Consider the following 14,497-nt stretch of genomic DNA (forward strand, 5'->3'; position numbering starts at 1 on the left):
CCCCCGGACGGCACAGCCCCCGCCCTGCACGTCTCGGGCACCAGACTCGTGGACACGGCCGGCAGGACCCGCCGGCTGCTCGGCGTCAACCGCTCCGGCGGCGAGTTCATGTGCGTCCAGGGCCACGGCATCTGGGACGGCCCGGTCGACGACGCCGCGATCAAGGCGATCGCCGACTGGAAGGCCGACGCGGTCCGCATCCCCCTCAACGAGGAATGCTGGCTCGGCCTGTCCAACATCAAACCCGAGTACGGCGGCGCGAACTACATCAACGCCGTCAAGGACCTCGTGGCCCGCGTCGAGGCCCACGGCCTGACCCCGATCCTCGACCTGCACTGGTCCTACGGCCAGTACACCGGGAACTCGGCCGGCTGCTCCGACGTCCACGCCGGCTGCCAGAAACCCATGCCCGACATGCAGTACGCCCCGTCCTTCTGGTCCTCGGTCGCCGGCACTTTCAAGGACGACAACGCGGCCGTGTTCGACCTGTTCAACGAGCCGTACCCGGACCGCGCGACATCCAGCACGACCGACGCCTGGAAGTGCTGGCGGGACGGCGGCACCTGCCCCGGCATCCCGTACGAGGTCGCCGGTATGCAGGATCTCGTCGACAGTATCCGGAACGCCGGCGCCAAAAACGTGATCATGGCCGGCGGCCTGGCGTACTCGAACGACCTGAGCCAGTGGCTCACCTACCGGCCCACCGACCCGGCGGGCAATCTCACCGCCGCCTATCACGTCTACAACTTCAACTCCTGCGTCAACGAGAGTTGCTGGAACTCCAGCCTCGCCCCGGTCGCGGCCCAGGTGCCGCTGGTGGCCGGCGAGGTCGGGGAGAACACCTGCGCGCACGGGTTCGTCGACCAGGTCATGAAGTGGCTCGACGACCACGCCCTGTCCTACCTCGGCTGGACCTGGAACACCTGGGACTGCTCCTCCGGCCCGTCCCTCATCTCCAGCTACGACGGCACACCCACCGCGTTCGGCACCGGCCTGCGCGACCACCTGCGCGCCCTCAACCCGTAGATCCGACGGACGACAGAAGGAACCCGCACTCATGAGTCGTACCAGAACGTCACTGCTCGCCGCCCTGGCGCTGGTCGCCGGAGCGTCCGGGACGGCGCTCACCGCCGCACCGGCCGGCGCCGCGGCCGCCTCCACCCCCTGCACCGTGGACTACAAGGTGCAGAACCAGTGGGACACCGGCTTCACCGCCGCCGTGACCATCACCAACAACGCGGCCGCCAAGTCGGGTTGGTCGGTGAAGTGGTCGTACGCCGGCAACCAGAAGGTGACCAGCGGCTGGAACGCGAAGATCAGCCAGAGCGGCACCGCCGTCACCGCCGCCAACGAGAGCTACAACGGCACCCTGGCCACCGGCGGTTCGGTCAGCTTCGGCTTCAACGGCTCCTACAGCGGCACCAACGCCGTCCCCACCGCGTTCACCCTCGACGGCGTCACCTGCAACGTCGACGACGGCGGCAGCGGTGGCGGCGGAGGCGGCGGCGGGAACGGCGGCGGGGGCGGCACCGGCACCCGTGTCGACAACCCGTACGCCGGCGCCAAGGTGTATGTGAACCCCGAGTGGTCGGCGAAGGCCGCCGCCGAGCCGGGCGGCAGCCGCGTCTCCAACCAGCCGACCGGTGTCTGGCTCGACCGCATCGCCGCGATCAACGGTGTCAACGGCGGCATGGGACTGCGCGCCCACCTGGACGCGGCCCTTGCCCAGAAGGGCAGCAGCGACGAGGTCGTCCAGCTCGTCGTCTACGACCTGCCGGGCCGCGACTGCGCCGCGCTCGCCTCCAACGGCGAACTCGGCCCGACCGACATCGACAAGTACAAGACGCAGTTCATCGACCCGATCGCGGCCATCCTCGCCGACCCGAAGTACGCCTCCCTGAGGATCGTCACCACCATCGAGATCGACTCGCTGCCCAACCTCGTCACCAACACCGGCAGCCGCGCCACCGCCACCGCCAACTGCGACACCATGCTCGCCAACGGCAACTACGTGAAGGGCGTCGGCTACGCCCTCGCCAAGCTCGGCGCCATCCCGAACGTCTACAACTACCTCGACGCCGGCCACCACGGCTGGCTCGGCTGGGACGACAACTTCGGACCGGCCGCGACCCTGTTCAAGCAGGCCGCCACCAGTGAGGGGGCGACGGTCGACGACGTACAGGGCTTCATCACCAACACCGCCAACTACAGCGCCCTGAAGGAGAACAACTTCGCGGTCGACGACACCGTCAACGGCACCACGGTCCGCCAGTCGAAATGGGTCGACTGGAACCGCTACGTCGACGAGCAGTCCTTCGCCCAGGCCTTCCGCAACCAGCTCGTCTCGGTCGGCTTCAACTCCGACATCGGCATGCTGATCGACACCTCCCGCAACGGCTGGGGCGGCACCGCACGCCCGGCCGGCCCCGGCCCCAAGACCAGCGTGGACACCTACATCGACGGCGGCCGCTACGACCGCCGCATCCACATCGGCAACTGGTGCAACCAGTCCGGCGCGGGCCTCGGCGAACGCCCGCAGGCCGGCCCGGCCGCCGGCATCGACGCCTACGTGTGGATGAAGCCCCCGGGGGAGTCCGACGGCTCCAGCAGCGCCATCGCCAACAACGAGGGCAAGGGCTTCGACCGCATGTGCGACCCCACCTACACGGGCAACGCCCGCAACGGCAACAACCTCTCCGGCGCCCTGCCCGACGCCCCGCTGTCCGGGCACTGGTTCTCCGCCCAGTTCCAGCAGCTGATGCAGAACGCCTACCCGCCGCTAACTTGACCCCGGCCGTTTGCGGCCGGGGGGTACGGGCCCGCCCCCGGGGCGGGCCCGGGCGGACCGCCGCCCGGATCCCCGCCGCGCCGCATCCCCCTTTTTGCGGTACCCGCAACACCACTGGCCCGCCCCCGGTGTGCCGTCGCACGCTGACCGCATCCCGAGGAGAGGCTGACCCCCATGGCGCACGACCAGGAGCCCCACCACCAAGAGCCCCACCACCAAGAGCCCCACCACCAAGAGCCCCGGCAGCACGAGCCCCATGAGGCCGCGCCCCATGAGGCCGCGCCCCATGAGGCCGGGCACCGGCACACGCCCGTCCATGCCCACGCCCACACCCACGCGCACGGCGGCGACACCGACGTCGACTGGAGCGAGATGGGCCCCCATCTGGAGACCCAGGCGGAGCTGTTCGCCCCCGTCCACGAGCGGATCATGGCCTGGCTCGCCGAGGCGGTGACCGGGCCGGAACTGATCGTCGACGCCGGCAGCGGCCCCGGCGTCGTCTCCTGCCTGTTCGCCCAGACGTTCCCCAAGGCGCGGATCGTGGCCGTCGACAGCACGGGGCCGCTGCTGGAACGGGCCCGCGTCCGCGCCGCACGGCAGGGCGTGGCCGACCGCTTCGCCACCCTCACCGGCGAGCTGCCCCAGGTGCTGGACGAACTGGACGGACCCGCCGACCTGCTCTGGGCCAGCCGCAGCCTGCACCACATCGGCGACCAGCGCGCGGCGCTCGCCGCGTTCGCCGCACACCTCGCCCCCGGCGGCACCCTGGCCCTGCTCGAGGGCGGCCTGCCCTCCCGGTTCCTGCCCCGCGACATCGGCATCGGCCGGCCCGGCCTCCAGGCGCGCCTGGACGCGCTGCAGGAGGAGTGGTTCGCCCGGATGCGGGCCGGCCTGCCCGGCTCGGTCGCCGAGGCCGAGGACTGGTCGGCCCTGCTGACCTCCGCCGGGCTCCGGCACACCGGCACCCGAAGCTTCCTGCTCGACCTGCCCGCCCCGGCCTCCGAACGGGCCCTAGGCTACGCCGCCGACCTGTTCACCCGGATGCGCGACATCGCCGCCGAGGACCTGGACCCCGAGGACCTCGCCACCCTGGACCGCCTCCTGGACCCGGCCGACCCGGCGAGCCTGCACCGCAGACCGGACGTCTTCGTGCTGAGCGCGTACACGGTCCACACGGCGGTGCGCCCCCGCTAACCCGCCGGACGCGCGCGAGAACGAGCGAGCGGCGGCAACCATCGCTCCTGCGGCGGAACTTGACTTCGAGAACTCTCCAAGTGATGGACTCCCCGGCAGTCACCGACACGCAGGGGGAAGACATGAACGACGCTCCGGTCGCACTCATCACCGGTGGTGGCAGTGGCATCGGCGCCGCCGTGGCCCGGCAGCTGCTGGACGCCGGCCACCGGGTCACCGTCACCGGTCGCGGGGAGCGCAGGCTGCGGGAGTTCGCCGACGGCCTGGGGAATCCCGAGGGCCTGCTGACGGTCGTCGGCAGCGCGTCGTCGTTCGACGATGTGCAGGATGCGGTCGACCGTACATCGAAGACATTCGGCCGGCTGGACACCGTCGTCGCCAACGCGGGCTCCGCCACGCACGACTCGGTGGCCGACGGTGATCCGGCGGGCTGGACCGAGATGGTCCTCACCAACGTCCTCGGTCCCGCCCTGCTCATCCGGGCTGCCGTCGACGCGCTGAAGGAGACCCGCGGCCGGATCGTGCTCATCGGCAGCGTCGCCGGCTTCGTCCCCACGCCCGGCAACCTCTACGGCGCCACCAAGTGGGCGGTGACCGGTCTCGCCGAGAACACCCGGCGCCAGGTCACCGAGTTCGGCGTCGGGGTCACGCTGGTCGCCCCCGGCCGGGTGGAGACCCCGTTCTGGGACAGCTACGGCAGCCTGCCCCCGGGGCACCTCCTGACCGCGGACCAGATCGCCGACTCGGTGGTCTGGGCGATCCGGCAGCCGGCCGGGGTCGACGTCAACACCGTGGTGGTGCGTCCGCTGGGCCAGCCCAACTGACGCGACCGCCTGATCAGTTGTTCTGCAGGAACTGCTTGGCCAGCTGGTCCCCGAGGGAGACGGCCGCGCTGTGGCTCTCGATGGGGGAGACCTTGGAGTTCTTGAACAGGATGTACGTCACGCCGGAGTCGACCCCGCCGGTGGCCGGGTCGGGGTCGATGCCGAGGGCCTTGGCGGTGGCGTACGAGGCCTCGCCGATGATCTTCGTGGGGCCGGTGTCGCCGACGACGGCGTACTCCACCTTGTTGTTGTAGATGACGGCGACCACGCCACCGCCCTTGATGCCCGCGCCGGAGTAGTTCCAGATGCTGCTGGAGCTGGGCACCACGACGTACGGCAGGGACTCGGCCTTCAGCGGCTTGCCGTCGGACTGGTGGAACGCGGTGTCGTCCTGGTACCAGGGGTCGCGGTTCTCGTTGCAGTTGGTGGTGCGCTGGCCGTCGCAGTCGATGTCCATGTCGGCCTTCCAGAAGACCGCGCCGTTCTTGCCGCAGACGGGGACCGTGGCCGAGGTCTCGTCGTCGGTCTTGTACTTGCCGCTGGAGATCTGCGAACAGGACGTCACCTTGGCGAGCAGGTCGGCCGCGCTGACCGAGCCCTCCTGGGCGGATGCGGGTGCGGACGTGCCGGAGGCGTGGGCGGGGAGCACTCCGGCGGCGAGGAGGGCGGCTCCGGAAGCCGCGGTGAGGGTCAGTGTTCGAAAGCGCACTGTGGGGGACCCTTCTGTTAGGAAAGTTTCCTTACCGGTGCCGTACAAGGTGGCCCCATGTGCATGTCCCCGTCAAGCCCTCGCGGCGAACGCGCGATCGCTGCGCCGTTTGCGCGGATTTGTCCACGGGGGAAACTGGTCATGTCGAACTGGGAGGCGAATGCCATGTTCGTGCGGACCATCTACGTGACCGGCGACCCCACGAAGATCGACACGGCCGTCAGAGCCCTGAACAGCGAGGGCCGCGACCTGCTCGAAGAACGGCCGGGCTACCGCGGAGCCGGTGTCTTCGTCGACCGGGAGCTCGGCAAACTCCTCGGGGTGAGCCAGTGGGACACCCCGCAGCAGCGGCACAGCAGCGACATGGTGATGCGCGAGCACCGTGCCTCGATGCTGGGACCGTTCGCGGGCACGCTGACGGTGGAGAACTTCGAGGCGGTCGTCCGCCACTCCGTCCAGGCGCCCCGGGTGGGCGGCGGACTGAGCGTCACCCGGGTCGAGTTCGACCCCGCGGACGCCGATCTGTTCGCCGACACCTTCCGCTCGTCCGCGCTCCCGCGCTACGAGACCCTGCCCGGCGTGGCCAGGGCCGTCCTGCTCGTCGACCGTGAGCACGGCACCGGCCGCGTCGGCATCCTCTTCACCGACCGCGACTCCATGGCCGCCTCCCGGGGCGGCCAGGCGGCGGCCCGCCACGAGGGCGCGGCCAAGGCGCACGTACGCGTCGTCGGACTGGAGGAGTTCGAGGTCGTGCACGCGGACGGTCACCTCGACTGACCCCGCCGCACGGCACCGCACGGCGGACCACCGCCCGCCCCCGGGACGCGGCGGTCGGGCCCGGGCTCAGCGATCGGCTCCCCGGGACGCGGCGGTCGGCCCCGGCTCAGCGGTCGGCCCCACGGCCCTCAGCGTCCGCCCCCCGCGAAGGTGCGCGGACAGCCGCCGCCCCACCGCTCGGGCGATGGGGCGGACGGACTGGCGGAAAATCAGCTCACGTCGAACGTGGCCGGGTCCGGACCCAGACGCCGGTCCTCGTTCAGCGCGCGGATCGCCGCGAGGTCCTCGTCGTCCAGGCTGAAGTCGAACACCGCGATGTTCTCCTCGATCCGCGACGGCGTCACGGACTTCGGGATCACCACGTTGCCCAGCTGAAGGTGCCAGCGCAGCACGACCTGCGCCGGGGTACGACCGTGCTTCTGCGCGATCGCGACGATCGCCGGCACCTCGAGGAGCCCCTTGCCCTGGCCGAGCGGCGACCACGCCTCGGTCGCGACGCCCTGCTCGGCGTGCAGCTCCCGCGCCACGTCCTGCTGCAGGTGCGGGTGCAGCTCGATCTGGTTGACCGCCGGCACGACCGAGGTCTCCTCGATCAGCCGGAGCAGGTGCTCGGGGAGGAAGTTGGACACGCCGATGGCCTTGGCCCGGCCGTCGGCGTACAGCTTCTCGAACGCCTTGTAGGTGTCGGTGTACAGGCCACGGGACGGCAGCGGCCAGTGGATCAGGTACAGGTCCACGTAGTCGAGACCCAGCTTCTCCAGCGACGCGTCGAACGCGCGCAGCGTGGAGTCGTACCCCTGGTCGCCGTTCCAGAGCTTGGTGGTGACGAAGACGTCCTCGCGGGGCAGACCGGAAGCCGCGATGGCCTTGCCGGTGCCCTCTTCGTTGCCGTAGATCGCCGCCGTGTCGATGCTGCGGTACCCGGCCTCGAGCGCCTTGGCCACGGTCCGCTCGGCCTCGTCGTCCGGCACCTGCCAGACGCCGAAGCCCAGCTGGGGCATCTCGACACCGTTGTTGAGGATGATCGGGGGAACCTTGCTGCTCACGAGCTCGTTGATCCTTCGGTTGTCGACAGCTGCTACTCCCATGGTCAACGATCACGGGCCCCGATGCATTCCGGACCGGGCGTTTCCGGTCAGGCCCGGTAGAGGGCCTCGACCTCGGTCTCGTACGCCTTCTCGATCGCCTTCCGCTTCAGCTTCAGCGACGGCGTCAGCAGACCGTGCTCCTCGGTGAACGGCTGCGCCAGGATGCGGAAGGTACGGATCGACTCGGCCTGCGACACGAGCGTGTTGGCGGCCACGACCGCGCGCCGCACCTCCGTCTCCAGATCCGCGTCGCGCACCAGCTGCGCCGGGCTCAGCCGGGGCTTGGCGCGCATCTGCAGCCAGTGCTCGACGGCCTCCTGGTCCAGGGTGACCAGGGCCGCGATGTACGGCCGGTCGTTGCCGACGACGATGCACTGGTTGACCAGCGGATGGTCCCGGACCCGCTCCTCCAGGACACCGGGCGAGACGCTCTTGCCGCCGGAGGTCACCAGGATCTCCTTCTTGCGGCCGGTGATCGTCAAATAGCCGTCCTCGTCCAGGGCGCCGAGGTCCCCGGTGGCCAGCCAGCCGTCGTGCAGGGTCGCGTCGGTCGCCTTCTGGTTGTTGAGGTAGCCCTGGAAGACGTTGCCGCCGTGCAGCCAGATCTCCCCGTCCTCCGCGATGTGCACGGTGACGCCGGGGATGGCCTGCCCGACGGTGCCGTAGCGGGTGCGCTCGGGCGGGTTGGCGGTCGCCGCCGCCGTCGACTCGGTCAGCCCGTAGCCCTCGTAGATCTGCACGCCCGCGCCCGCGAAGAACAGCCCCAGCCGGCGGTCCATCGCCGAACCGCCGGACATCGCATTCCGTATACGGCCGCCCATCGCCGCGCGCACTTTCGCATACACGAGCTTGTCGAACAGCTGGTGCTGCATCCGCAGGGCCGCCGACGGCCCCGGACCGGTGCCCCAGGCCTTGGCCTCGACGGCGTCGGCGTACTTCACGGCGATGTCGACCGCCTTCTCGAACGGCCCGCCCTTGCCCTCCTTCTCCGCCTTGCGGCGGGAGGCGTTGAACACCTTCTCGAAGATGTACGGCACCGCCAGGATGAACGTCGGCCGGAAGGCCTGGAGGTCGGGCAGCAGGGCCGCGGCGTTCAGCTGCGGCTGGTGGCCGAGCCGCACCCCGCCGCGGACGGTGGCGACCTCCACCATCCGCCCGAAGACGTGCGCCAGCGGCAGGAACAGCAGGGTGGACGCCTCGTCGCCCCTCTTGGAGTGGAACACCGGCTCCCACCGCTCGATGACGGTGTCCGCCTCGAACATGAAGTTGCCGTGCGAGATCACACAGCCCTTGGGCCGGCCGGTGGTGCCCGAGGTGTAGATGATCGTGGCGACCGACTCGGGGGTGACCGCCTCCCGGTGCCGGTGGACCACCTCGTCGTCCAGGTGCGCGCCCGCGTCGTACAGCTCCTGCACACAGCCCGAGTCCAGCTGCCACAGCTCCCGCAGCCGCGGAAGCCGGTCGATGACGGTCGCGATCGTCATGGCGTGGTCCTCGTGCTCCACGATCGCCGCGGACACCTCCGCGTCGTAGAGCATCCAGAAGCACTGCTCGGCCGACGACGTCGGGTAGACCGGCACCACCTGGGCGCCGATCGTCCACAGCGCGAAGTCGAAGAGGGTCCACTCGTAACGGGTGCGGGACATGATCGCGACCCGGTCGCCGAAGCGGACGCCCCGGGCCAGCAGCCCCTTGGCCAGCGCGAGCACCTCGTCGCGGAACTCGGCGGAGGTCACGTCCCGCCACTGCCCCGAGTCGTCCTTGCGGCCCAGTGCGATGTGCAGGGGGTCCCGCTCGGCATGCTCGAAGACGGCGTCGGCCAGACCGCCCACCGGCGGCGCCGACGTCGACGGAGGGGTGGTGAACTCGCGCAAACCTCGCTCCCCGTTTCCTCGCTTTTCGGTCACGCCCGTGGTGCTCCGCTCAGCGCCGTGAAAGCTACCCCACCCGTTCGCCGGACGGGAGAGGTAAGGAAACCGAGCAAACCTCGCCTTCTCCCCGGCCGACGGCCGGAAAATACCCTCACATACGGAAGGGTCGGACAGAATACTTACGGGTCAGTAGGTTTCGGTGCCGTAATCTCCACCGAATCTGTACGACCCGATTACCGGCCATGCTCCTGTCCGCGCAGGCCGGCCGCCTGCCGCTGCCCCGGACGCAACCGGTCCCCGCCCGCCAGGATCGCAGACGCCAGCGCGTCCGCCGCGCCCTGCGCCGCACCCGGGCGCCGCCCGTGGACCAGCACGAAGTCGACCCTGCCCAGCTCGGGCAGCCCGGCACGGTCCGGCACCGCGAACAGCCCCGGCGGGATCAGCCGCCGGGAGTGCGCCATCACGCCGAGACCGGCACGCGCGGCGGCGATCAGCCCGTTCAGACTGCCGCTCGTGCACACGATCCGCCACGGCCGCCCCTGCTCCTCCAGCACCTCGAGGGCCCGCGCCCGGGTGATGCCGGGCGGCGGGTACACGATCAGCGGCACCGGCCGGCCGGCCTCCAGGCGCAGGTGCCCGGAGCCGATCCACACCAGGTCGTCGCGCCACACCAGCTCACCGCGCGGGTCCTCGAGCCGCCGCTTGGCCAGCACCAGGTCCAGCTTCCCCGCCGCCAGCTGCTCGTGCAGGGTGCCGGACAGCTCCACCGTCAGCTCCAGATCGACCTCGGGATGGTCGTGCCGGAACCCCTCCAGAATCTCCGGCAGGCGGGTCAGCACGAAGTCCTCCGACGCGCCGAAGCGCAGCCGCCCCCGCACCCGGGTGCCGGTGAAGAAGGCGGTCGCCTGCTCGTGCACCTCCAGCAGCCTGCGGGCGAAGCCCAGCATGGCCTCGCCGTCCTCGGTCAGCTCCACCGCGTGCGTGTCCCGCAGGAACAGCCGGCGGCCGGCCGCGTCCTCCAGCCGGCGCACGTGCTGGCTGACCGTCGACTGGCGCAGGCCGAGCCGCCGGGCGGCCTGCGTGAAGCTGAGCGTCTGCGCCACCGCCAGGAACGTGCGCAGATGCGTGGGGTCGTACACGCTCGCAGCCTAGCGCCGGTCATCACGGAACGCGATGACAGTCAGAGTGGTATGCCGGATTCCCGATCGACATGCGGCGGAGGACCATGGAGGGGGCCTCCGGGGCCGCCCGTCCGGACCCGGCGGGCCGAGCCGAGGCCGAGCCGACGTGCGCGAACCGAACCGACGGACACTAACCCGAAGAACACGAGTGGAGCACCGTGAAACGCCTGCGCTGGCCGAGCTGGATGCCGGTCGACCCCTACATCGTGCTGCTGCTCGGCACCGTGGGCCTCGCGGCGCTCTTCCCGGCCCACGGCACCGGCGCCGACGTGGCCTCCGGGGCGTCCACCGCCGCGATCGCCTTCCTCTTCTTCCTCTACGGCGCCCGGCTCTCCACCCGCGAGGCCATCGACGGCCTACGGCACTGGCGGCTCCACCTCACCGTCCTGGCCTGCACCTTCCTCGTCTTCCCCGTGCTCGGCCTGGCCGCCCGCGGCCTGGTGCCGGAGGTGCTGACCCAGCCGCTGTACCAGGGACTGCTCTTCCTGACCCTGGTGCCGTCCACCATCCAGTCGTCGATCGCGTTCACCTCGATCGCCCGCGGAAACGTGCCCGCCGCCATCTGCGCGGGCTCCTTCTCCTCCCTGGTCGGCATCCTCGTCACCCCGCTGCTCGCGGCCGTGCTGCTGGGCGGCAGCGGCGGCGGGTTCTCCACCGACTCCCTCGTCAAGATCGTGCTCCAGCTGCTGGTGCCGTTCCTCGCCGGACAGGTGCTGCGCCGCTGGATCGGCGGCTTCGTCGCCCGGCACAAGAAGGTCCTCGGCCTCGTGGACCGCGGCTCCATCCTGCTGGTCGTCTACACCGCGTTCAGCGAGGGCATGACCCGGGGGATCTGGCACCAGGTCAGCCCCGCCCGGCTCGGCGCGCTGCTCGGCGTCGAAGCCGTCCTGCTGGCCGTCATGCTCGCCCTGACCTGGTACGGCGGCAGGATGCTCGGCTTCCCCCGTGAGGACCGGATCGCCATCCAGTTCGCCGGCTCCAAGAAGTCCCTGGCCTCCGGTCTGCCGATGGCCAGCGTCCTGTTCGGCGCGCACGCCTCCCTGGCCGTGCTGCCGCTGATGCTCTTCCACCAGATGCAGCTCATGGTCTGCGCGGTCATCGCCAAGCGGCGCGCCCGCGACCCGGAGGCGGCCGGGGAACCCGCCGGGCCGGCCGCGGCGTCCCGCACCGCGGCCGGCACCGGCTCCCGCTGAGACCGCCCCGGAACCGCTGAGACGCGCTCGGCCCGAACGGCGTCAGCCGGCGACCCGGTCCAGCGGGAGCCACAGCACGGTGTCCTTGAGGAACGGCGGCGCCTTCGGGTCGGACAGCTCCTCGTCGGTCAGCGCCCGGTCCCACACGTGCACGTCGTCGATCGCGCCGGTGAAGAAGGCCCGGCTGTCGACGCGCTGGCCGACGTGTACCCCGAAGGGTGAGTTACGGCTGACGGAGCCCGGTACACCGGCGACGGTCGACCGTATACCGTCGACGGTCAACGACAGCCCGTCCGCCGACCGGCGCAGCACCAGGTGGTGCCACACACCGTCGTTGTAGGCGTCGGCGGTACGCACGTACGCCGTCTGCGGCGCGGCCGCGCCGTCACGCACCGTGATGAGCGCCTGGAGACGGTGGTTCGCCGGCTCGCCGCGCACCCAGACCTGCGGCTGGGAGGTGCCGACACCGCCCATCCACAACAGGGGCTGCTCCCCGGTGCCGGCCGTGTACCGGAACCACAGGGACGCGGTGAAGTCCCCGCTGCCCAGCGGCAGCCCCGGCCGGTACGGCAGGCGCACGGCGTCGTCGGTGCCGTCGAACTCCAGCGCGCCACCGGACACGCCGTCCGTCTCCCGGGCGCCGCCGAGCACCGCGGCCGGGCGGGCGTGCGGGGCGAGGTCGGCGGTGCGCGGGTCGGGGCCGCGGCGCGGTGCCAGCCAGTCCTCGGTGAAGCGGGCGAAACGGATCTCGTCGCGCGCGTCGACCGCCCCGCCCTCGTACAGCAGGCCCACGGTGTCGTGGTCGGCGCGCACCAGATCGGAGTAGCCGGACCAGTCGGTGGTGACGACCGTGCCGCGGTCCACGCTGTCCCAGGTGCGGCCGCCGTCGTAGGAGGACCGGATCATCATCGTACGGCGCCGGTCGGGGTCGGCGGGGCAGGAGAGCAGGATCCGGTCGCCCAGGCGCAGTATCGAGCCCTGCACCTGCGGGGTGTAGAGATCCGGCAGGCCGCGGAAGGGGGCGGTGAAGCTGCCGCCGCCGTCCCGGCTGACGGCCTGAGTGCGGTGGCCGAGGTCGGTGCCGTCCTGCTCGCGGCCGCTGACCAGGACCGAGCCGTCCGCGCGTTCGGTGAGGGTCAGCTCGGAGGGCTTCTGCCGGAAGGTGCCGTCGGCGGCGACGGGCCAGGTGTCGGTGGCACCGATCCGCCAGTGGCCGCCGTGGTCGTCGCTGACGACGAGCGCGGCGTGGTTGGCGGTGACCCGGCTGCCGTCCCAGGTCTCGGTGTTGACGCCGAAGACCAGCCGTCCGGCGTACCGGCCGCGGCTGAGCTGGATGCCGTGCACCGGACCGGTCGCGTACCAGGAGTTCCAGTCGGCGGGCAGGATCTCGGGGCTCAGGTCGCGCGGCGCCGACCAGGTCTCCCCGTCGTCGTCGCTGTACTGCAGGTGCGGGGTGCGGTCGCAGGGCACCGAGCAGCTCGCGCTGTCCGTACGGCCGGTGTTGTACGTCTCCGCCAGCCAGATCCGGCCGGTCTCCCGGTCCACCAAGGGCGCCGGGTTGCCGTGCGTGTCGCCCGCGCCCTCGTTGACCACCCGCAGCGGGCCCCAGGTGCGGCCGCCGTCGGTGGAGCGCTTGACGACGATGTCGATGTCCGCCGCGTCCCCGCAGTTCAGCACCCGCCCCTCGGCGAACGCCAGCAGCGTGCCGTCCCCGGTCCGCACGACCGCCGGGATGCGGAAGCAGGCGTATCCGGGGTCCTGGGACGCCCTGAAGAGAACCTGCTGCTCGAAGCCGGGCGCGGCGGCGTCGGGGCGCGCGTGTGCCGGGTGAGGTGAGGCGAGCGGGAGCACGACCAGCGCCGCCGTGCTGAGGGCGGTGACCAGCACGGATCCGAGACGGGCGCGAAGACCTGACGGCACGGAGCGACCTGCCCTTCGTCGGCCGGACATCCGGACGGACATGAGACGGACCCGGGAACCGGCACGGATACGGACATCCGGACTTCCGGACATCCCACGTCCGATGTCCGTTCACAAGACGGTAGTTGCGGCTCCGGCACCCCACAAGAAGCGTGCACCGCACGGAGCGCGCCGGTTCAGGGCCGCGGTGCCACCTTCCCGGAATCGGCCGAGAAGGCCGCCCGCCGGGCCGACGACGAACCGCTCGCACCGCCGACGACCGCCGAACGCGATCAGTTCACACGCCTGTTGATCCGGATTTCCGCCACGGACGGCCGACGGCGGCTAACGTTCCGTCATGACCGCAGCTCCCGTGCTCGATCCGCAGCGCACCGCACTCGTCCTCGTCGACCTGATGGACCGCGTCGTCGCGCTGCCCCTCGAACCCCGCAAGGGCACCGACGTACTGGCCACCGCCGAGCACCTCGCGGCCGCCTTCCGCGGCGCCGGCGCCCCCGTCGTCCTCATCCGGGTCGAACGCCCCTCGGTCCCCGAACAGCCGCCCGGCAGCGGGCTGGTGGCGGGGCTCTGCCGGGAGGGCGACCTGGAGGTGGTCAAGCGCACCGTCGGCGGCTTCCAGGGCACGGAACTCGACGAACGGCTGCGTGAACGCGGCATCCGCACCCTGGTCTTCGGCGGCATCGCCACCAACCTCGGCGTCGAGTCCACCGCCAGGGCCGCCGCCGACCTCGGCTACGACCTGGTCTTCGTCGAGGACGCCATGGCCGCTCTCACCGCCCCCGAGCACGAGGCGTCCGTCCGTCTGGACTTCCCCCGGCTGGGCACCGTGGTGAGCGCCGCGGACCTCACCTTCGCCCGCGACTGAGCGCGCACGCGGCGGCGTCCCGGCGGCGCGGGCGGCACTCCTCGCCCGCGGCGGGCGCCTTCCGCCGCCCCGCCCCCGGTGCCCCCG

The 14,497-nt window shown here is 71.4% G+C and carries 12 protein-coding genes; 7 read left to right on the plus strand and 5 right to left on the minus strand.

Annotated elements, in window-relative coordinates; translation table 11 throughout:
- From V7E45_RS31355 to V7E45_RS31370, 4 genes are all read left to right on the plus strand, one after another.
- Window positions 1–1,026: glycoside hydrolase family 5 protein (locus V7E45_RS31355; RefSeq protein ID WP_333777610.1), on the plus strand; the 1,026-nt coding region annotated here is incomplete at its 5' end.
- Window positions 1,027–1,057: 31 nt separating this feature from the next.
- Window positions 1,058–2,788, plus strand: a complete 1,731-nt coding sequence (locus V7E45_RS31360; protein WP_333777611.1) for a glycoside hydrolase family 6 protein — start codon at window positions 1,058–1,060, stop codon at window positions 2,786–2,788.
- Window positions 2,789–2,962: 174 nt separating this feature from the next.
- Entirely contained in the window at window positions 2,963–3,982 is a 1,020-nt protein-coding gene (locus tag V7E45_RS31365; protein ID WP_333777612.1) for a class I SAM-dependent methyltransferase, read from the plus strand.
- Window positions 3,983–4,104: 122 nt separating this feature from the next.
- Window positions 4,105–4,806 (plus strand): SDR family oxidoreductase, encoded by a 702-nt coding sequence (locus V7E45_RS31370; RefSeq protein WP_333777613.1) that lies wholly within the window; start codon window positions 4,105–4,107, stop codon window positions 4,804–4,806.
- A 13-nt stretch (window positions 4,807–4,819) separates the two neighbouring features.
- On the opposite strand, the gene V7E45_RS31375 is transcribed toward V7E45_RS31370, so the two are convergent.
- The gene (locus V7E45_RS31375; protein ID WP_333777614.1) at window positions 4,820–5,515 is read right to left on the minus strand and encodes a glycoside hydrolase family 75 protein; all 696 of its coding nucleotides are present in this window, start codon (window positions 5,513–5,515) and stop codon (window positions 4,820–4,822) included.
- Window positions 5,516–5,656: 141 nt separating this feature from the next.
- On the opposite strand from V7E45_RS31375, the gene V7E45_RS31380 reads away from it, so the two are divergent.
- Window positions 5,657–6,292: a hypothetical protein gene (locus V7E45_RS31380; protein ID WP_333777615.1), complete on the plus strand. Its 636-nt coding sequence runs from the start codon at window positions 5,657–5,659 to the stop codon at window positions 6,290–6,292.
- A 209-nt stretch (window positions 6,293–6,501) separates the two neighbouring features.
- Here the strand turns inward: V7E45_RS31380 and V7E45_RS31385 are convergent, their stop codons facing one another.
- From V7E45_RS31385 to V7E45_RS31395, 3 genes are all read right to left on the minus strand, one after another.
- Window positions 6,502–7,338 (minus strand): aldo/keto reductase, encoded by an 837-nt coding sequence (locus tag V7E45_RS31385; protein ID WP_333777616.1) that lies wholly within the window; start codon window positions 7,336–7,338, stop codon window positions 6,502–6,504.
- Window positions 7,339–7,427: 89 nt separating this feature from the next.
- Window positions 7,428–9,254, minus strand: coding sequence for an AMP-dependent synthetase/ligase (locus V7E45_RS31390; RefSeq protein WP_333777617.1), 1,827 nt, complete (start codon window positions 9,252–9,254; stop codon window positions 7,428–7,430).
- A 230-nt stretch (window positions 9,255–9,484) separates the two neighbouring features.
- Window positions 9,485–10,390 carry a LysR substrate-binding domain-containing protein gene (locus V7E45_RS31395; RefSeq protein WP_333777618.1) on the minus strand — a complete coding sequence of 302 codons (906 nt, stop codon included), beginning with the start codon at window positions 10,388–10,390 and terminating at the stop codon, window positions 9,485–9,487.
- A gap of 200 nt (window positions 10,391–10,590) precedes the next feature.
- On the opposite strand from V7E45_RS31395, the gene V7E45_RS31400 reads away from it, so the two are divergent.
- Window positions 10,591–11,625, plus strand: a complete 1,035-nt coding sequence (locus tag V7E45_RS31400; RefSeq protein ID WP_333777619.1) for a bile acid:sodium symporter family protein — start codon at window positions 10,591–10,593, stop codon at window positions 11,623–11,625.
- Between the two features lie 42 nt (window positions 11,626–11,667).
- Here V7E45_RS31400 and V7E45_RS31405 read toward each other — a convergent pair whose 3' ends face one another.
- Complete coding sequence (locus V7E45_RS31405; RefSeq protein ID WP_333777620.1) at window positions 11,668–13,545, minus strand: sialidase family protein; 1,878 nt, start codon at window positions 13,543–13,545, stop codon at window positions 11,668–11,670.
- Between the two features lie 337 nt (window positions 13,546–13,882).
- On the opposite strand from V7E45_RS31405, the gene V7E45_RS31410 reads away from it, so the two are divergent.
- Window positions 13,883–14,410 carry an isochorismatase family protein gene (locus tag V7E45_RS31410; protein WP_333777621.1) on the plus strand — a complete coding sequence of 176 codons (528 nt, stop codon included), beginning with the start codon at window positions 13,883–13,885 and terminating at the stop codon, window positions 14,408–14,410.
- Window positions 14,411–14,497: the final 87 nt, after the last annotated feature.

It is taken from the genome of Streptomyces sp. IBSBF 3136 (assembly GCF_036815105.1).
Taxonomy (GTDB): Bacteria; Actinomycetota; Actinomycetes; order Streptomycetales; family Streptomycetaceae; genus Streptomyces.

What these genes read in the sequence shown, in the direction of transcription:
- V7E45_RS31360 (WP_333777611.1), top strand. Translation starts at nt 1,058, where the DNA reads ATGAGTCGTACCAGAACGTCACTGCTCGCCGCCCTGGCGCTGGTCGCC.
- V7E45_RS31365 (WP_333777612.1), top strand. Translation starts at nt 2,963, where the DNA reads ATGGCGCACGACCAGGAGCCCCACCACCAAGAGCCCCACCACCAAGAG.
- V7E45_RS31370 (WP_333777613.1), top strand. Translation starts at nt 4,105, where the DNA reads ATGAACGACGCTCCGGTCGCACTCATCACCGGTGGTGGCAGTGGCATC.
- V7E45_RS31380 (WP_333777615.1), top strand. Translation starts at nt 5,657, where the DNA reads ATGTCGAACTGGGAGGCGAATGCCATGTTCGTGCGGACCATCTACGTG.
- V7E45_RS31410 (WP_333777621.1), top strand. Translation starts at nt 13,883, where the DNA reads ATGACCGCAGCTCCCGTGCTCGATCCGCAGCGCACCGCACTCGTCCTC.